At 35.4% G+C, this 18,608-nt stretch carries 16 protein-coding genes; 6 read left to right on the top strand and 10 right to left on the bottom strand.

Features of this window, described 5'->3' with window-relative positions:
* Positions 1 to 13 precede the first annotated feature (13 nt).
* The 10 genes from spo0J to rpmH all read right to left on the bottom strand — a co-directional run bounded on the left by spo0J (position 14) and on the right by rpmH (position 9,076).
* On the bottom strand, positions 14 to 865 hold the full coding sequence (gene spo0J / locus AC1DKZ_RS26345; protein ID WP_171903152.1) for a stage 0 sporulation protein Spo0J: 852 nt from the start codon (positions 863 to 865) through the stop codon (positions 14 to 16).
* Entirely contained in the window at positions 858 to 1,619 is a 762-nt protein-coding gene (gene soj / locus AC1DKZ_RS26340; protein WP_002016469.1) for a sporulation initiation inhibitor protein Soj, read from the bottom strand. The genes spo0J and soj overlap by 8 nt, the downstream gene beginning before the upstream one ends.
* 186 nt (positions 1,620 to 1,805) lie before the next feature.
* Entirely contained in the window at positions 1,806 to 2,678 is an 873-nt protein-coding gene (gene noc / locus AC1DKZ_RS26335; protein WP_002016471.1) for a nucleoid occlusion protein, read from the bottom strand.
* Positions 2,679 to 2,783: 105 nt separating this feature from the next.
* Positions 2,784 to 3,503: a 16S rRNA (guanine(527)-N(7))-methyltransferase RsmG gene (gene rsmG, locus AC1DKZ_RS26330; protein ID WP_002016472.1), complete on the bottom strand. Its 720-nt coding sequence runs from the start codon at positions 3,501 to 3,503 to the stop codon at positions 2,784 to 2,786.
* Between the two features lie 22 nt (positions 3,504 to 3,525).
* A complete protein-coding gene (gene mnmG / locus AC1DKZ_RS26325) occupies positions 3,526 to 5,415 on the bottom strand; it encodes a tRNA uridine-5-carboxymethylaminomethyl(34) synthesis enzyme MnmG (RefSeq protein WP_002068716.1) in 1,890 nt (629 codons plus the stop codon).
* Positions 5,416 to 5,479: 64 nt separating this feature from the next.
* Positions 5,480 to 6,856 carry a tRNA uridine-5-carboxymethylaminomethyl(34) synthesis GTPase MnmE gene (gene mnmE / locus AC1DKZ_RS26320; protein WP_002068714.1) on the bottom strand — a complete coding sequence of 459 codons (1,377 nt, stop codon included), beginning with the start codon at positions 6,854 to 6,856 and terminating at the stop codon, positions 5,480 to 5,482.
* A gap of 227 nt (positions 6,857 to 7,083) precedes the next feature.
* Complete coding sequence (gene jag / locus AC1DKZ_RS26315) at positions 7,084 to 7,701, bottom strand: RNA-binding cell elongation regulator Jag/EloR (protein WP_002130196.1); 618 nt, start codon at positions 7,699 to 7,701, stop codon at positions 7,084 to 7,086.
* Entirely contained in the window at positions 7,698 to 8,465 is a 768-nt protein-coding gene (spoIIIJ, locus tag AC1DKZ_RS26310; protein ID WP_002089960.1) for a YidC family membrane integrase SpoIIIJ, read from the bottom strand. Before spoIIIJ ends, jag begins: the two co-directional genes overlap by 4 nt.
* Before the next feature lie 52 nt (positions 8,466 to 8,517).
* On the bottom strand, positions 8,518 to 8,865 hold the full coding sequence (gene rnpA / locus AC1DKZ_RS26305) for a ribonuclease P protein component (RefSeq protein WP_002089963.1): 348 nt from the start codon (positions 8,863 to 8,865) through the stop codon (positions 8,518 to 8,520).
* 76 nt (positions 8,866 to 8,941) lie between these two features.
* Positions 8,942 to 9,076, bottom strand: coding sequence for a 50S ribosomal protein L34 (gene rpmH, locus AC1DKZ_RS26300; RefSeq protein ID WP_002068706.1), 135 nt, complete (start codon positions 9,074 to 9,076; stop codon positions 8,942 to 8,944).
* 563 nt (positions 9,077 to 9,639) lie between these two features.
* Between rpmH and dnaA the strand changes: the two genes are divergently transcribed.
* The 6 genes from dnaA (at position 9,640) to gyrA (ending at position 18,310) form a co-directional block, all read left to right on the top strand.
* Positions 9,640 to 10,980 (top strand): chromosomal replication initiator protein DnaA, encoded by a 1,341-nt coding sequence (gene dnaA / locus AC1DKZ_RS26295; protein ID WP_002016481.1) that lies wholly within the window; start codon positions 9,640 to 9,642, stop codon positions 10,978 to 10,980.
* Between the two features lie 182 nt (positions 10,981 to 11,162).
* A complete protein-coding gene (gene dnaN, locus AC1DKZ_RS26290) occupies positions 11,163 to 12,308 on the top strand; it encodes a DNA polymerase III subunit beta (RefSeq protein WP_002034988.1) in 1,146 nt (381 codons plus the stop codon).
* 128 nt (positions 12,309 to 12,436) lie between these two features.
* Positions 12,437 to 12,649, top strand: a complete 213-nt coding sequence (gene yaaA / locus AC1DKZ_RS26285) for a S4 domain-containing protein YaaA (protein ID WP_002016484.1) — start codon at positions 12,437 to 12,439, stop codon at positions 12,647 to 12,649.
* Between the two features lie 12 nt (positions 12,650 to 12,661).
* Positions 12,662 to 13,789, top strand: coding sequence for a DNA replication/repair protein RecF (gene recF / locus AC1DKZ_RS26280; protein WP_002016486.1), 1,128 nt, complete (start codon positions 12,662 to 12,664; stop codon positions 13,787 to 13,789).
* A gap of 38 nt (positions 13,790 to 13,827) precedes the next feature.
* Positions 13,828 to 15,750: a DNA topoisomerase (ATP-hydrolyzing) subunit B gene (gene gyrB, locus AC1DKZ_RS26275; protein WP_002034986.1), complete on the top strand. Its 1,923-nt coding sequence runs from the start codon at positions 13,828 to 13,830 to the stop codon at positions 15,748 to 15,750.
* A gap of 88 nt (positions 15,751 to 15,838) precedes the next feature.
* Entirely contained in the window at positions 15,839 to 18,310 is a 2,472-nt protein-coding gene (gene gyrA / locus AC1DKZ_RS26270) for a DNA gyrase subunit A (RefSeq protein ID WP_476997400.1), read from the top strand.
* The last annotated feature ends 298 nt before the right edge of the window (positions 18,311 to 18,608 follow it).

Below are 18,608 nucleotides of genomic sequence, written 5' to 3'. Positions count from 1 at the left end.
GATGGCTTGCTTTTTAATTTTCCTTTGATAATAATTCTAAAATTCGATTTAAATCTTCTTTATTAAAAAATTCGATTTCGATTTTACCTTTTTCTTTTTTCGTTTCTTTAATCTTTACATCCGTACCAAACTTTTCTCTTAAAAACGTTTCACGCTCTACAAAAAATATATTTCTTTCTTTTTTCACTTGTTGTGTTTCACGTGAAACACGTTGATTAATCTCCTGGACAATTTGTTCCAATTGACGAACATTCAATCCTTCTTTTTCAATTCGTTTCAATAAAGATTTCAACTGTTCTTCATCTTTTATTGTAAGTAAAGTTCTTCCATGAGCCATTGAAAGCTCACCGTTTGCAATCATATCTTGAACGAATGAAGGGAGGCTTAACAAACGAGTATAATTTGCGATATAAGGTCTGCTTTTACCAAGACGTTTTGCTAATTGTTCTTGTGTTACATTTAGCTCGTTCATTAACATCTGATATGCCATTGCCTCTTCCATAGGATTTAAATCTTCTCGTTGTAAATTTTCAAGCAAAGCAAATTCCATCATTTGTTGCTCATTTAATTGCCTTACAACAGCAGGCACTTTCTCAAGTCCGGCCTCTTTAGCAGCACGATATCTTCTTTCACCTGCAACTATTTCATATCCTTTAATACTCTTTCGAGCAATTAACGGTTGCAATATACCGTGTTCTTTAATAGAAGCCGCTAATTCCTGAATCGCTTCTTTATTGAAATGCTTACGTGGTTGATATGGATTCGGCCTTAATTCAGTTACGATAATCTCCTGAATCGTTTCTTCTTCTTTCACATCTAAATCTGGAAAAAACACATTGATTCCTCTTCCTAATCCCTTAGCCACCTGCAATCACTTCCTCTGCTAAATCTAAATATACTTCTGCTCCTCTTGATTTAGCGTCATACTGCATAATTGGTTTTCCATGACTTGGTGCCTCACTTAAGCGAACATTACGAGGAATAATCGAACGATATACTTTATCCCTAAAGTATTTTTTCACTTCATCTATAACTTGAATTCCTAAATTTGTACGAGCATCCAACATCGTTAACAATACACCTTGAATTGCTAAATTTTTATTTAAATGCTTTTGCACAAGTCGAACTGTATTTAGTAGCTGACTTAACCCTTCCAGCGCGTAATATTCACACTGTACAGGAATAATAACAGAATCTGCTGCTGTTAATGCATTAATCGTTAATAACCCTAATGATGGGGGACAGTCAATAATAATATACTCATATTCATCACGAATTGGCTGTAACGCTCTTTGCAAGCGTACTTCCCGGGAAATGGTTGGTACCAATTCAATTTCAGCACCAGCCAATTGAATTGTAGCGGGTAGAACATCTAAGTTTTCAGTTGCGGTTTTCCGTATGGCACCTTGAACATCTGCATCTTCTACAAGAACATTATAAATACATTGATCTAATTCAGACTTTTCAATCCCTACACCAGTCGTTGCATTTCCTTGAGCATCAATATCTACGAGAAGGACTTTTTTTCCTACTTGTGCCAATCCAGCCCCTAAATTAACGGATGTTGTTGTTTTTCCAACACCGCCTTTTTGATTAGCAATAGCAATGATTTTTCCCATGATGTCACCTACTTTCAACCTTTCTTTCTTATTCTAGAAACAATTACGTTTATTGTAACATGAAATAAAAGTTTTTCTTTTACGTCCTTATTAAACTTCAAAATTTATTTCTAAACTCCTTCTTGCTTTAACAAGAAAATATAGTAAAAGAGACCTCTCCAATAGGATAAGGTCTCTAGCACGTAATTATTTTTTCTTCGGAATTTTAATCGTAATTTGATAGTATTCATCAAACTCTTCTTCCGCAGAATTAACATTCAAACCACTATTAGCAACCATTTGTAATGATTGTCTAATTGTGTTCATAGCAATTCTCGCATCTCGACTTACTGCTTTTTGCTTCGCTTTGCGCTTTGGTTTTACTTCTTCTAGTAACTTTGCAATTCGTTCTTCTGTTTGCTTTACATTCAATTGCTTCTCCACAATCTCTTGTAAAACCTTCAGTTGTAATTCCTCATTTTTCAAAGGAATAAGGGCGCGAGCATGCCGTTCTGTAATACTTTTTTCTAATAATGCACTTTTGATTTCTTCAGGCAATTTTAATAATCGCAATTTATTTGCGACTGTCGATTGTCCTTTTCCAAGTCGTTGTGCCAATGCTTCTTGTGTTAAATTATGTAACTCAATCAGCTTTTGATATGCCACAGCTTCCTCAATTGCTGTTAATTCCTCACGTTGCAAATTTTCAATTAACGCTACAGAAGCTGTCTCAGTATCATTTAAATTCTTTATTATTGCAGGAACTTTTTCCCACCCTAACTTTGTTGCTGCGCGGAAACGTCTTTCCCCGGCAATAATCTCGTACTTATCATCCTCATACTGTCTCACAACAATCGGTTGGATAAGCCCATGTGTACGAATCGTTAATGCTAGCTCCTCAATACGTGCATCGTCAAAAACTGTTCGTGGTTGATAACGGTTAGGGGTAATGTTTACTATCGGAATTTCCTGTATTTCTTCATATACCTTTTTAGCTATTTCTTCATGGCTTTCGTCTTGTAATTCGAATTCGCTCTCTTTATCTCCAAAGCCAAATAAACGAGAAAACGTATTTTTCATACATATTCCACCACCTTTTAGGCCTATTGACTGTTCTACATAAAATGTTTCCCATGAAACATTTACGTTTTCATTTATATAATTTAATCTTACGTCTAATAAGATTTATTTTTCAATAGGTAATTTATTGGGCGTTCCCGGTTTGCGTGGATATTTCTTTGGTGTCTTGCGCTTTTTCTCGATTAATAAAATATTACGTTCACTTTCTTCAAACGGTAATTGGAACGTAGACATTTCTTTCAATTCTCCGCCAAGTACCTCTAAAGCATATTTGCCATTTTCGATTTCTTCGTTAGCCGCTGCACCTTTCATTGCAATGAATGTTCCCCCTACTTTTACAAGTGGTAAACATAGCTCACTTAATACAGAAAGACGTGCAACTGCACGTGCCATTACAATATCGTATGCTTCACGTACACCTTCTTTTTTTCCAAATGTTTCAGCACGATCATGACAAAATGCAACATCACTTAATTCTAACTTTTGCGCTAAGTGATTTAAGAAATTAATACGTTTTTGTAATGAATCTACAATTGTTACTTTTAAGTGCGGGAAACAGATTTTTAAAGGGATACTTGGGAATCCAGCTCCTGCTCCAACATCACAAATAGAAAATGGTTTCGAAAAATCATAATAAAAAGCCGCTGTAACAGAATCAAAAAAGTGTTTTAAGTATACTTCTTCTTTCTCCGTAATAGCCGTTAAGTTCATTTTTTCATTCCACTCTACTAATGTTTCAAAATAGATTCCGAACTGCTCTAACTGTCTAGAAGAGAGGGAAATACCCTTCTCTTCTAGCATAGATTGAAATTGTTCTATGTTCATCTAGCAATATCTCCTTACTATGTTATTGGTTCGATACTCGTGCAATTTTTCCTTGTTCAATGTAAATAAGCAAAATTGAAACATCAGCTGGATTTACACCAGAAATACGTGAAGCTTGCCCCATTGAAAGCGGACGAACATCTTTCAATTTCTGTCTTGCTTCTGAGGCAAGGCTAGAAATCGCATCATAATCAATATCCACAGGGATTTTTTTGTTTTCCATTTTCTTCATACGTTCTACTTGCTGTAAAGATTTCTCGATATATCCTTCGTACTTGGTCTGAATTTCAACTTGTTCCGTAATTTCATCACTTAATGCTACTTCACTTGGTACTAAAAGATGAATATGCTCATATGTCACCTCTGGACGACGTAATAAGTCACTTGCACGTATTCCATCTTTCAATTCACTTCCGCCAATACTACGAATTAATTCTTGAACTTCAGGACGCGGTTTAATAAAAATACTCTCTAACCGTTCCTTCTCCTGTTCAATTTGTAGTTTCTTATTTGTAAATCTCTCATAACGATCTTCTTTAATTAAACCAATTTCACGCCCAACCTCAGTTAGACGAAGATCTGCATTATCATGGCGTAATAATAGGCGATATTCTGCACGAGACGTTAATAAACGATATGGTTCATTTGTACCTTTCGTTACAAGATCATCAATTAAAACACCAATATATGCATCAGCGCGACCTAAAATAACTTCTTTTTTACCTAAAGAACGACATGCTGCATTAATTCCAGCCATAAGCCCTTGTCCTGCCGCTTCTTCGTAACCAGAAGTTCCATTAATTTGTCCTGCTGTATATAAATTTTTAATTTTTTTCGTTTCAAGTGTTGGCCATAGTTGAGTTGGTACGATTGCATCATATTCAATTGCATAACCCGTACGCATCATTTCAACATTTTCCAGGCCAGGAATTGTTCTAAGCATTGCACGCTGTACATCTTCTGGTAAGCTCGTCGATAAGCCTTGTACATATACTTCTTGTGTATTACGTCCTTCTGGCTCTAAGAAAATTTGATGACGTGGTTTATCATTAAATCTTACTACCTTGTCTTCAATTGAAGGGCAATATCTAGGCCCTGTTCCTTTAATCATACCAGAATACATAGCTGAGCGATGTAAGTTTTCATCTATTAAACGATGTGTTTCTGTACTTGTATACGTTAACCAACATGGAATTTGATCCATAATAAATTTTGTCGTTTCAAAAGAGAAAGCACGTGGCTTATCATCACCTGGTTGAATTTCTGTTTTACTATAATCAATCGTATTACTGTTTACACGCGGAGGTGTACCTGTTTTAAATCTAACAAGATCAAAACCAAGTTCCTCTAAGTGTTCAGATAATGTAATAGATGGTTGCTGATTATTTGGACCACTTGAATATTTTAAATCTCCCATAATAATCTCACCACGTAAAAATGTTCCCGTTGTAATTACAACTGTTTTCGCTGTGTATTCAGCACCAGCTTGCGTAATTACCCCTTTACATACACCATCTTCAATAATTAAACGCTCTACCAGACCTTGAAACAACGTTAAGTTTGGTGTTTCTTCAATTGTTTTCTTTAATTCATGCTGGTAAGAGAATTTATCAGCTTGTGCACGAAGCGCGCGTACAGCTGGTCCTTTACCCGTATTTAACATACGCATTTGAATATGTGTTTTATCAATATTGCGTCCCATTTCTCCGCCTAATGCATCAATTTCACGAACAACAATCCCTTTTGCTGGTCCACCAACAGAAGGGTTACATGGCATGAACGCTACCATATCTAAGTTAATTGTTAACATTAATGTTTTTGAGCCCATTCGTGCTGCCGCAAGACCAGCTTCACATCCTGCATGACCTGCACCGATTACTATGACATCATATAAACCGGCATTGTATCCCATTGTTTATTCCTCCTAATAACCTCTATCTTAATCTTACTAAATCATCTCTGATTAAAGTTTCACTTTATTTTCCTAAACAAAATTGAGAGAACAATTGGTCAATTAAGCTTTCATGGACAGTATCACCAGTAATTTCACCAAGTATTTCCCACGCTCTTGTTAAATCAATTTGAACCATATCAATCGGAACACCATTTTCTATCGCTTCAATTGCATCGTTAATTGTTCTTCCTGCTTGTGTTAATAATCCGATATGTCTCGCATTAGACACGTATGTCATATCCGCAGAATCAATTGTTCCTTCAAAGAATAAATCAGCTATTGCCTTTTCAAGCTCATCTATTCCTTGCTCCTCAATTAAAGATGTTGTAATAACACGATTGCCTACCGCTAAATCTGTAACACGTTCCATATCAATTTCTTGCGGTAAATCTGTCTTATTTACAATGACAATGAAATCTTTTCCTTGTACGGCACGGAATAGATCCTCATCTTCATTTGTTAAAGCCTCGCTATAGTTCACTACAATTAACACTAAGTCTGCTTGGCTCATCATTTCCTTCGAACGCTCTACACCAATTCGTTCAACAATATCTTCCGTTTCACGAATTCCGGCTGTATCTATAAGTTTAAGTGGTACACCACGCACATTAACGTACTCTTCAATAACATCACGAGTTGTTCCTGCAATATCAGTTACAATTGCCTTTTTCTCCTGAACAAGACTATTTAATAGCGATGATTTCCCAACGTTAGGTCTACCGATAATCGCGGTAGAAATGCCTTCACGTAAAATCTTTCCTTGCTTCGATGTTTCTAATATCTTTGCAATTTCAGCACGGACATGTGTAGCTTTCTCAATTAAAATATTATGCGTCATCTCTTCTACATCATCATATTCTGGGTAATCTATATTCACCTCAATATGAGCTAATGTTTCTAATATTTCTTGACGCAGATGGCCGATTAATTTAGATAATCGTCCTTCCATTTGGTTAATCGCTACATTCATAGCACGATCTGTTTTCGCACGGATTAAGTCCATAACAGCTTCTGCTTGTGACAAATCAATACGTCCATTTAAAAAAGCACGTTTTGTAAATTCACCAGGCTCTGCCAGTCGTGCTCCTTGCGCTAAAATAAGCTGTAATACTTTATTTACCGAAACAAGTCCACCATGACAGTTAATTTCTACTATATTTTCACGTGTAAAAGTCCTTGGTGCACGCATAATGGACACCATAACTTCTTCAATAACTTGATTTGTATCTAAATCGACAATATGACCATAATGAATTGTATGAGAAGAAACCTGTGTTAAATCCTTCCCTTTAAAAATACGATCGACTTTCTCAATCGCATCATCCCCACTTACTCGAACAATGGCAATTGCACCTTCCCCAAGTGCTGTGGAAATTGCGGCAATTGTATCAAATTCCATGTCCTTTCACCTCACTTGCTTATTTATCTCTATTTCAACATGAATTTTTTCCGTCACTAAATTATTAGGATACCATAACGAACCTATCTACAAAAGAATAATAACTCATTTTATTATGTCCTTATGTAAAAAACACTAAACTTATTCACAGTGGATAAGTTTAGTGTTTTTTAGTTATCCACATTTATTTTCTCCTCAAAAAAACCGGCACTCAATTGAGTAACCGGTCACTTGGAAGATATTACAACATACCGATGTGGTTCTTTCCCTTCAGAAGTTGTAATGATATTTTGATGATTAGATAATGCTTGGTGAATAATTTTCCGTTCAAAAGAAGGCATTGGTTCTAGAACAACTCTTTTTTTCGTACTCACTACTTGTTTTGCTAATCGATAGGAAAGAGTTTCTAACGTATTTTTTCTTTTACTACGATAGTTTTCAGCATCCAGTGTAATACCAATATATTGCTTTGTATTACGGTTCGCAACAAGCTTTGTTAAATACTGTAAAGAATTCAACGTATTCCCTCTTTTACCAATTAAAACACCAATGTTTTCACCAGAAATTGTAAATTCAACTTCGCGTCCTTTTACAATTTTTCTAATCTCAACTTCCACACCCATATTTTGAATAACATTTTTTAAATATTCTTCACATTCTTGGATTGGATCTTTTTTCAATACAACTTCTACAACAGCGGGGCGATTCCCAAATAAACCTAGGAACCCCCTCTTACCCTCATCGATAATATTTATATCTACTCGATCTTTCGAAGCATTTAATTGTCTTAAAGCATCTTGTACTGCCAGCTCGACTGTTTGTCCTTTAGCAGTAATCATACTCACTTGCTTGATCCTCCTGCCTTACTAGCCTTAATTTCAGGCCCTTTGATCATATACATTTGAGCGATACCAAAGATATTACCAACTACCCAGTACAATGATAGTGCTGCTGGGAAGTTAATTGCAAAGACTAAAATCATAATTGGCATCAGCCAAATCATCATTGCCATTTGCGGATTTTGTCCAGCCGTTCCTGCCATTGCAAGCTTTTGCTGAATAAACGTCGTAATAGCTGCAACAATTGGAAGGATATAGAACGGATCCGCCTGTCCTAAATCGAACCATAAAAATGTATGTTCACTAATTGCTGTTGTTCTCATAATCGCATGATAAAATGCGAATAAAATAGGCATCTGAACAAATATTGGTAAACATCCTGCTAATGGGTTTACACCATTCTTTTGATATAACTGCATCATTTCTTGTTGTAGTTTTTGCTGTGTTGCTTGATCTTTAGAACTATATTTCTCTTTTAATTTCACCATTTCTGGTTGTAACGCCTGCATTGCTTTCGTACTCTTCGTTTGTTTAATCATTAATGGTAATAATGCAAAACGAATGATAAGAGTTGTAACAACGATTGCTAAACCGTAATTACTACCAAATAATTCTGCAAAATACGTGATTAACTGAGAAAGCGGGTATACGAAATATTCATTCCAAATCCCAGTGCTTTTCGGTGTAATCGGCTGATTTGTTTCACTACAACCGGTAGCGATTGCCATTAACATAATAACCATGGCTAATAAACCTATTTTCTTTTTCAAAGCCTGCTCCTCCTTGTTTCGGTATGTATATAGTGTAATTCATTTCCTTACGCTACTTTTTTATTCTTTTCATACCAGAGCGTTTAAAGACATGAATTAAGCTTTTCTTTAACTCTTCATATGTCATCTCTGCACAAGGCTTCCTTGCTATTATAACAAAATCTTTTCCAGAATCTATCTCATCTTTTAATTCTATAATCGATTGGCGAATCATACGCTTAATTCGATTACGCACTACTGCATTTCCTATTTTCTTACTAACAGAAAGACCAATGCGAAAATGCGGCTGTTTTTCTTTATCTAATTTGTATACAACAAACTGGCGATTGGCATTTGATTGTCCTTTTTGGAAAACAGCCTGGAATTCATCATTCTTTTTTATACGATTTTTTTTCTTCATATCATTTGACACTCCTGTATTTCATCAGCGGAAACTCATTATTATTAGAAAAAAAGACCACTGAACGTTCAGTGGTCTACGCAGATAATACTTTTCTTCCTTTACGACGACGAGCTGCAAGCACTCTACGTCCGTTTGCTGTGCTCATACGGCTGCGGAAACCATGTACTTTGCTGCGCTTACGTTTATTTGGTTGGTAAGTTCTTTTCATTATATGACACCTCCCTGAGGAATATCTGTTAAAGACAGTCTAATAAATTATAGTAAATCAAATAGGAAAATGTCAATGGTTCTCGAAATTTTCATCAAATATTCATTTTCAACCTATTCACATACTTTTTCACAGTCCCTATATTTCCTTGTGGATAAATATTTTTTCTCTTTTTTATATCCACAAACTCTTTTTTTACTTTTACACAGTATATCGTGTTGTGGACAAGTTTATTCCACAAGGTATTGATTTTGTGGATAACTTTCTTAAATTCATTGCTATAGCTGCTTTTTTTTGATATTATAGTTGTGTTTTCACTTTGAATAAGTTTTCCACACCTTTATTTTATCCACAATTTGTGTATAACATGTGGATAGTTTAAATCACATGTGGGTAAATAGTTGTCCACATTTGTTATTTTGTCGAAAACTCTATCTCGGATACTAACGACGTTTTTATATTTTAAAATACGTTTCGTATAAATATGCATTAGAAATATTTACAGGTTGTACAATTGTTGCGCAACCTTATTCTTTTACCATCTTTGTAAAGGAGGGACACCTTTGGAAAATATCTCTGATTTATGGAATAGTGCCTTAAAAGAATTAGAAAAAAAGGTAAGCAAGCCAAGTTATGAAACATGGTTAAAATCAACAACTGCTCATAACTTAAAAAAAGATGTATTAACTATTACAGCTCCAAATGAATTCGCTCGTGACTGGCTAGAATCTCACTATTCGGAACTAATCTCCGAAACACTTTATGATTTAACAGGGGCAAAACTAGCTATTCGTTTTATCATTCCCCAAAGTCAGGCAGAAGAGGATATAGATCTCCCTTCTGTTAAGCAAAAACACGCACATGATGAGTCTAATCACTTACCACAGAGTATGTTAAACCCAAAATATACATTTGATACATTTGTTATTGGCTCTGGTAATCGTTTTGCACATGCTGCTTCTTTAGCTGTAGCTGAAGCACCAGCTAAAGCCTATAATCCGCTCTTTATTTACGGGGGCGTTGGACTTGGAAAAACACATTTAATGCACGCAATTGGGCATTATGTAATTGAACACAACCCAAATGCAAAAGTTGTATATTTATCATCTGAAAAATTTACAAATGAATTTATTAATTCAATTCGTGATAATAAAGCTGTCGATTTTCGTAATAAATATCGTAATGTAGATGTCTTATTGATAGATGATATTCAATTTCTTGCGGGAAAAGAACAAACACAGGAAGAGTTTTTCCATACATTTAATGCGTTACATGAAGAAAGTAAACAAATTGTGATTTCAAGCGATAGACCACCAAAAGAAATCCCAACTTTAGAAGATCGCCTTCGTTCTCGCTTTGAATGGGGGTTAATTACGGACATTACGCCACCAGATTTAGAAACTAGAATCGCAATTTTACGTAAAAAAGCAAAAGCAGAAGGTCTTGATATACCAAATGAAGTTATGCTTTATATCGCAAATCAAATCGATTCAAATATTCGTGAACTAGAGGGTGCACTTATTCGAGTTGTAGCTTATTCATCTTTAATTAATAAAGATATGAATGCTGATTTAGCGGCTGAAGCGCTTAAAAATATTATTCCAAACTCTATACCTAGAATTATTTCTATTTCTGATATTCAAAAGGCTGTTGGGGGCGTCTATCAAGTAAAATTAGAAGATTTCAAAGCAAAAAAACGGACAAAATCCGTTGCATTCCCTCGCCAAATTGCGATGTATTTATCACGTGAACTTACGGACTCATCTTTGCCAAAAATAGGTGAAGAATTTGGTGGCCGCGATCATACAACAGTAATCCATGCTCACGAAAAAATTTCGAAGCTATTAAAAACGGATACTCAATTACAAAAACACGTTGAAGAAGTTAAGGATATTTTAAAATAGTAGTAGCTGAATAGTGTGAATAACTTAGCTTATTTTACGCACAGTCTATCCACATGTAGATAGACTGTTTTTACATCTTTAAACAGGGTTATCCACATATCCACAAGCCCTATTACTATTACTACTACTTTTTTATCTTTATTAAATAAATAAAATCTTATACTTACCGGAGGTTTTTCGTTATGCGTTTTACAATACAAAAAGACTATCTTGTAAGAAGTGTACAAGATGTAATGAAGGCAGTTTCTTCTCGTACAACAATTCCAATTCTTACAGGGATTAAAGTTGTAGCAACTGAAGAAGGAGTTACTTTAACAGGTAGTGATGCAGACATCTCTATCGAATCATTTATCCCAGTTGAAGATGCTGGAAAAGAAATTGTGGAAATTGAACAATCAGGAAGTATTATTTTACAAGCAAAATATTTTAGTGAGATCGTAAAAAAATTACCTAAAGAAACTGTCGAAATTTCTGTGGAAAATCATTTTATGACAAAAATAAAATCTGGAAAATCAGAGTTCAACTTAAATGGTTTAGATGCTGCTGAATATCCGTTATTACCACAAATCGAAGAACATCATGTATTTAAGATTCCAACAGATTTACTAAAGCACATGATTCGTCAAACAGTATTTGCAGTTTCAAGTTCTGAAACAAGACCAATCTTGACAGGTGTAAACTGGAAGGTATATAACAGCGAGCTAACTTGTATTGCAACAGATAGTCACAGACTAGCACTTCGTAAAGCAAAAATCGAAGGGTATAATATTGCCGATGAATTTCAAGCGAATGTCGTTATTCCTGGTAAGAGCTTAAGTGAATTAAGTAAAATTCTAGATGAATCTGAAGAAATGGTAGATATCGTTATTACGGAGTATCAAGTATTATTCCGTACAAAACATTTATTATTCTTCTCAAGATTATTAGAAGGAAATTATCCAGATACAACGCGTTTAATTCCAGCTGAAAGTAAAACTGATATATTTGTAAATACAAAAGAATTTTTACAAGCGATTGATCGTGCGTCGCTGTTAGCAAGAGATGGTCGTAACAACGTTGTTAAATTATCGACATTAGAACAACAGATGTTAGAGATTTCTTCGAATGCACCAGAAATCGGAAAAGTAGTAGAAGAGGTTCAATGTGAAAATGTAGATGGAGAAGAATTAAAAATATCTTTTAGTGCAAAATATATGATGGACGCATTAAAGGCTTTAGACAGTACAGAAATTAAAGTTAGTTTTACTGGAGCGATGAGACCGTTTTTAATTCGCACAGTAAATGATGATTCCATTATCCAATTAATTTTACCAGTCCGTACTTACTAAGTAAGGATTAAGGGTTGCTAGTGTAAAGGTACTAGTGACCCTTATTTGATTTGTGGGGTATTACTTTCCTAATGCTAGTTTATTTAGTACAATGAAAGAATGAACACTTTCAGAAAGTGAGCGATTTTATGAAACTTATTAAGATTTCAACAGAATACATTACACTAGGACAATTTTTAAAGTTAGCTGATGTAATTGATACAGGTGGCGCTGTGAAATGGTTCTTACAAGAATATGAAGTATACGTGAATCAAGAACTTGAAAATAGAAGAGGCCGAAAGTTATATGCAAATGATATTGTTGAAATTCCGGGAAGCGGAACTTTCCAAGTTCAGGCATAAAGGGGGATCCCTTTGTTTATTACAGAAATACAATTAAAAAACTATCGCAATTATGAGCATTTAGAGCTTTCCTTTGAGGATAAAGTCAATGTAATTATTGGTGAAAATGCGCAAGGGAAAACGAATTTGATGGAAGCTATTTATGTATTGGCGATGGCGAAATCTCATAGAACTTCGAACGATCGTGAACTCATCCGTTGGGATGAGGATTATGGTAATATAAAAGGTAGATTACAAAGGCGAAATAGTTCAGTATCCTTAGAATTAAATATTTCAAAAAAAGGTAAAAAGGCAAAGTTAAATCAGTTAGAACAACAAAAATTGAGCCAGTATATTGGTGAAATGAATGTTGTTATGTTTGCCCCAGAAGATTTAAATCTTGTAAAAGGAAGCCCTCAAGTACGAAGACGCTTTTTGGATATGGAACTTGGACAAATAGCTCCGGTCTATTTGTATGAATTAAGTCAATATCAAAAGGTACTCACGCAACGAAATCATTTACTTAAGAAGATGCAAGGGAATAGTAAAAACGAGGAAACGATGTTGGATGTATTTACACTTCAACTTATTGAGCATGGTGCAAAAATTTTGCGAAAACGTTTTGAGTTTTTGCATTTACTACAAGAATGGGCTGCTCCAATTCATCGCGGAATTAGCAGGGGATTAGAGGAGTTAGAAATCGTTTATAAACCAAGTGTAGATGTATCAGAATCAATGGATTTGTCGAAAATAAAAGAAGTATACTATGAAAGTTTTCAATCTGTGAAACAACGTGAAATTTTTCGTGGTACAACTTTACTTGGTCCTCATCGTGATGATTTACAATTCTTCGTTAATAGTAAAAATGTTCAAGTCTTTGGTTCACAAGGACAACAACGAACAACCGCACTATCCCTAAAATTGGCTGAAATTGAATTGATATACTCAGAGGTTAAGGAATATCCAATTCTTTTACTAGATGATGTGTTATCAGAATTAGATGATTATCGTCAATCGCATCTGCTAAATACAATTCAAGGAAAAGTACAAACCTTTGTGACAACGACGAGTGTCGAGGGAATTGAACACGAAACATTGAAAGAAGCGAAAACAATTCATGTAACGAACGGCACGGTAGATTGTGAAATAGACAGAAAATAATTTCTGTTTAAATGGAAAAGTAGGTGATCTTTGTGTCAATGGAACAAAAGCAAATGCAGGAAAATGCATATGATGAAAGTCAGATTCAGGTGTTAGAAGGACTGGAGGCAGTTCGAAAGCGTCCTGGTATGTATATCGGTTCTACAAGTGGAAAAGGTCTTCATCACCTCGTATGGGAAATTGTTGATAACAGTATTGATGAAGCTTTAGCAGGATATTGTGATGAAATTAATGTCAGTATTGAAGAAGATAATAGTATTGTTGTAACAGATGATGGCCGTGGTATCCCTGTTGGTATACAAGAAAAAATGGGACGTCCCGCTGTAGAAGTTATTATGACGGTACTCCATGCCGGTGGTAAATTTGGCGGTGGTGGTTATAAAGTTTCTGGTGGTTTGCATGGTGTAGGTGCATCTGTTGTAAATGCTTTATCAACAGAATTAGAGGTATTTGTACATCGAGATGGAAAAATACACTATCAAAAATATGAACGTGGGGTACCGGCTGCAGATTTAAAAGTAATAGGTGAAACTGATCGTACAGGAACGATCACACGCTTTAAGCCAGATTCAGAAATTTTTACAGAGACGACAGAATACGAATTTGATACATTAGCGACTCGTATGCGTGAGTTGGCGTTTTTAAATCGTAATATTAAATTAACAATTGAAGATAAGCGTGAACATAAGCAAAAGAAAGAATTCCATTATGAAGGTGGAATTAAATCATATGTTGAACATTTAAATCGTTCAAAACAACCGATTCATGAAGAACCTGTATATGTTGATGGTTCAAAAGATGGGATTCAGGTTGAGGTTGCTCTTCAATATAACGAAGGCTACACAAATCATATTTATTCATTTACAAATAATATTCATACGTATGAAGGCGGTACACATGAGGTAGGTTTTAAGACTGCTCTAACACGTGTAATTAACGATTATGGTCGTAAAAATAATATTTTAAAAGATGCGGATAGTAATTTAACTGGTGAAGATGTTCGTGAAGGCTTAACAGCAATCGTGTCAATTAAGCATCCAAATCCACAATTTGAAGGACAAACAAAGACGAAACTTGGAAATAGTGAAGCGAGAACAATTACAGAGTCTGTATTCTCAGAGGCGTTTGAAAAGTTCTTACTAGAAAATCCCAATGTTGCACGTAAAATTATAGATAAAGGGACTATGGCAGCACGTGCACGTGTAGCGGCTAAAAAGGCTCGTGAACTAACGCGCCGAAAGAGTGCTCTAGAAGTTTCAAGTTTACCAGGGAAGCTAGCTGATTGTTCTTCTAAAGATCCAGCAATTAGCGAAATTTATATCGTGGAGGGTGACTCTGCGGGCGGATCTGCAAAACAAGGACGCGATCGTCATTTTCAAGCGATTTTACCACTGAAGGGTAAAATTATTAACGTTGAAAAGGCACGTTTAGATAAGATTTTATCGAATGATGAAGTTCGTACAATTATTACAGCAATCGGTACAAATATTGGTGGGGATTTTGCTATTGAAAAAGCTCGCTATCATAAAGTTATTATTATGACAGATGCCGATGTTGATGGTGCACATATTCGTACCCTATTATTAACGTTCTTCTATCGTTATATGCGTCAAATCATTGAGTGTGGATATATATATATCGCACAGCCACCGTTGTTTAAAGTACAACAAGGTAAAAAAATTCAATATGCTTATAACAATAAAGAACTTGAAAAAATACTAGCTGAATTACCAGCTCAACCTAAGCCTGGGATTCAGCGTTATAAAGGTCTAGGGGAAATGAATCCAACTCAGCTGTGGGAGACGACAATGGACCCAGAAGTACGTTCATTACTTCAAGTTTCTCTTCAAGATGCAATTGAAGCGGATGAAACATTTGAAATTTTGATGGGTGATAAAGTAGAGCCGCGTCGTAACTTTATCCAAGAAAATGCAAAATACGTGAAAAACCTTGATATTTAAGTGAGTAATGACAGGAATCTAAGTATTCCTGTCTTCTACATATAAATCAATGTATGTGTAACGGAAATGTAAGAGGAGGTGCTCGTTGATGTCAGACAATCAACAACAAGCACGAATTCGAGAAATTAATATTAGTCATGAAATGCGTACCTCATTTTTAGATTACGCAATGAGTGTTATCGTGTCTCGTGCATTACCAGATGTTCGTGATGGATTAAAACCAGTTCATCGTAGGGTTTTATATGCGATGAATGATTTAGGAATTACAGCTGATAAAGCATATAAGAAGTCGGCGCGTATTGTCGGCGAAGTAATTGGTAAGTATCACCCGCACGGTGATTCAGCTGTTTATGAAACAATGGTACGTATGGCACAAGATTTTAGTCAACGTTACATGCTTGTTGATGGACATGGTAATTTCGGTTCTGTTGATGGAGATTCAGCGGCAGCAATGCGTTATACAGAAGCAAGAATGTCTAAGATTTCTATGGAATTAATACGCGATATTACAAAGAATACAATTGATTATCAAGATAACTACGATGGTTCTGAAAGAGAGCCAGTTGTATTACCAGCGCGTTTCCCTAACTTATTAGTCAATGGTACGACGGGTATTGCGGTTGGTATGGCAACAAACATTCCACCGCATCAACTTGGAGAAGTAATTGATGGTGTGTTGGCATTAAGTCATCACCCTGATATCACTATCGCGGAATTAATGGAATATATTCCTGGACCAGACTTCCCAACTTCAGGTTTAATCTTAGGGCGAAGTGGAATTCGAAGAGCTTACGAAACAGGTCGCGGTTCTATTATACTTCGTGCTAAAGTTGAAATTGAAGAGAGAGCAAATGGTAAACAAACTATTATCGTAACAGAACTACCTTATCAAGTTAATAAGGCGCGATTAATTGAAAAGATCGCAGAACTAGTTCGTGATAAGAAAATCGAAGGTATTACAGATTTACGTGATGAATCAGATCGAAATGGTATGCGTATTGTTATGGAAGTACGTCGTGATGCCAATGCCAATGTACTATTAAATAATCTATATAAACATACAGCACTCCAAACAAGTTTCGGTATTAATATGTTGTCTCTTGTAAATGGAGAGCCACAAGTCTTAAATTTAAAACAAAATCTATATTATTATTTAGAGCATCAAAAGGTAGTGATTCGTAGACGTACTGCTTATGAATTAGAGAAAGCAGAAGCGCGTGCTCATATTTTAGAAGGCTTACGAATTGCTTTAGATCATCTTGACGAAGTTATTACTTTAATCCGTAGTTCAAAAACAGCTGATATTGCAAAACAAGGTTTAATGGAACGTTTCGGCTTAAGTGAGAAACAAGCGCAAGCGATTTTAGATATGCGTTTGCAACGTTTAACTGGATTAGAACGCGAAAAAATCGAACAAGAATATCAAGATTTAATGAAGATAATTGCAGAGTTAAAAGCAATTTTAGCAGACGAAGAAAAAGTTCTTGAAATTATTCGCGAGGAATTAGCTGAAGTAAAAGAGCGTTTTAATGATAAGAGAAGAACAGAAATTACAATTGGCGGTATGGAAGCTATAGAGGATGAAGATTTAATCCCAGAACAAAATATCGCAATTACACTTACTCATAATGGTTATATTAAGAGGTTACCGGCTTCTACGTACAAAACACAGAACCGTGGGGGACGTGGTGTACAAGGAATGGGTACGAATGATGATGACTTTGTCGAACATTTATTAACAACGTCTACTCATGATCATATTTTATTCTTCACAAACAAGGGTAAAGTATACCGTACAAAAGGATATGAAATTCCAGAGTATAGTCGTACAGCAAAAGGTATACCGATTATTAATCTATTAGGGGTAGATAAGGGTGAGTGGATCAACGCTATTATTCCAATTCGTGAATTTGGTGACGACCAGTTCTTATTCTTTACAACGAAACAAGGTATCTCTAAGAGAACACCACTTTCATCATTTGCCAATATACGTACAAATGGTTTAATTGCAATTTCTCTTCGTGAAGAGGATGAATTAATCTCTGTACGCTTAACATCTGGTGATAAGGATATTATCGTTGGGACAAGTAACGGTATGTTAATTCGTTTCAATGAGCAAGATGTGCGTTCAATGGGACGTAATGCGGCTGGTGTAAAAGCAATTACATTAGGTGATGAAGATCAAGTTGTAGGTATGGAAATTGTCGAAGAGGATGTAAATGTTCTAATTGTAACCAAAAATGGTTATGGAAAGCGTACACCGATTGATGAATACCGCCTGCAAAGTCGTGGTGGTAAAGGTCTAAAGACTTGTAATATTACAGATAAAAACGGTAAGTTAGTAGCGGTTAAGTCTGTAACAGGTGAAGAAGACATTATGTTAATTACAGCAGCAGGCGTTATTATTCGTATGCCGGTTGATCAAATTTCTCAAATGGGACGTAATACACAAGGTGTTCGTCTAATTCGATTAGAAGATGAGCAAGAGGTAGCGACAGTAGCAAAAGCGCAAAAAGATGAAGAAGAAGAATCTAATGAAGAGGATTCGTCTGAAGAGTAAGAGTGGGGATTTCTCCCCCCTCTTATTTTTTTATAATAATACTTGCATAGCAATAGGAAAGTGTATATAATAGGAAAAGTCAGCAAATGAGGGATACAAGTTATCGAAAAAAACTTGTTGACGAAAACAATATACTATGATATATTATGAAAGTCGCTGAAACGCGATGTTGAACTTTGAAAACTAAACGAAACAAACAACGTGAAACGTCAATTTTTATTTTTAGATGCTAGACAAACTAACTTTATTGGAGAGTTTGATCCTGGCTCAGGATGAACGCTGGCGGCGTGCCTAATAC

The organism is Bacillus sp. 05T21 (assembly GCF_056396785.1).
Note: the sequence above shows the minus strand (reverse complement) of the source record. Positions and strands in the feature narration are given on the sequence as shown.

Excerpts from the sequence above, each read along its gene's own strand:
- dnaN (WP_002034988.1), top strand. The coding sequence starts at position 11,163 with ATGCGTTTTACAATACAAAAAGACTATCTTGTAAGAAGTGTACAAGAT.
- noc (WP_002016471.1), bottom strand. The coding sequence starts at position 2,678 with ATGAAAAATACGTTTTCTCGTTTATTTGGCTTTGGAGATAAAGAGAGC.
- mnmE (WP_002068714.1), bottom strand. The coding sequence starts at position 6,856 with ATGGAATTTGATACAATTGCCGCAATTTCCACAGCACTTGGGGAAGGT.
- soj (WP_002016469.1), bottom strand. The coding sequence starts at position 1,619 with ATGGGAAAAATCATTGCTATTGCTAATCAAAAAGGCGGTGTTGGAAAA.
- yaaA (WP_002016484.1), top strand. The coding sequence starts at position 12,437 with ATGAAACTTATTAAGATTTCAACAGAATACATTACACTAGGACAATTT.
- rnpA (WP_002089963.1), bottom strand. The coding sequence starts at position 8,865 with ATGAAGAAAAAAAATCGTATAAAAAAGAATGATGAATTCCAGGCTGTT.
- rpmH (WP_002068706.1), bottom strand. The coding sequence starts at position 9,076 with ATGAAAAGAACTTACCAACCAAATAAACGTAAGCGCAGCAAAGTACAT.
- gyrA (WP_476997400.1), top strand. The coding sequence starts at position 15,839 with ATGTCAGACAATCAACAACAAGCACGAATTCGAGAAATTAATATTAGT.
- mnmG (WP_002068716.1), bottom strand. The coding sequence starts at position 5,415 with ATGGGATACAATGCCGGTTTATATGATGTCATAGTAATCGGTGCAGGT.
- gyrB (WP_002034986.1), top strand. The coding sequence starts at position 13,828 with ATGGAACAAAAGCAAATGCAGGAAAATGCATATGATGAAAGTCAGATT.
- rsmG (WP_002016472.1), bottom strand. The coding sequence starts at position 3,503 with ATGAACATAGAACAATTTCAATCTATGCTAGAAGAGAAGGGTATTTCC.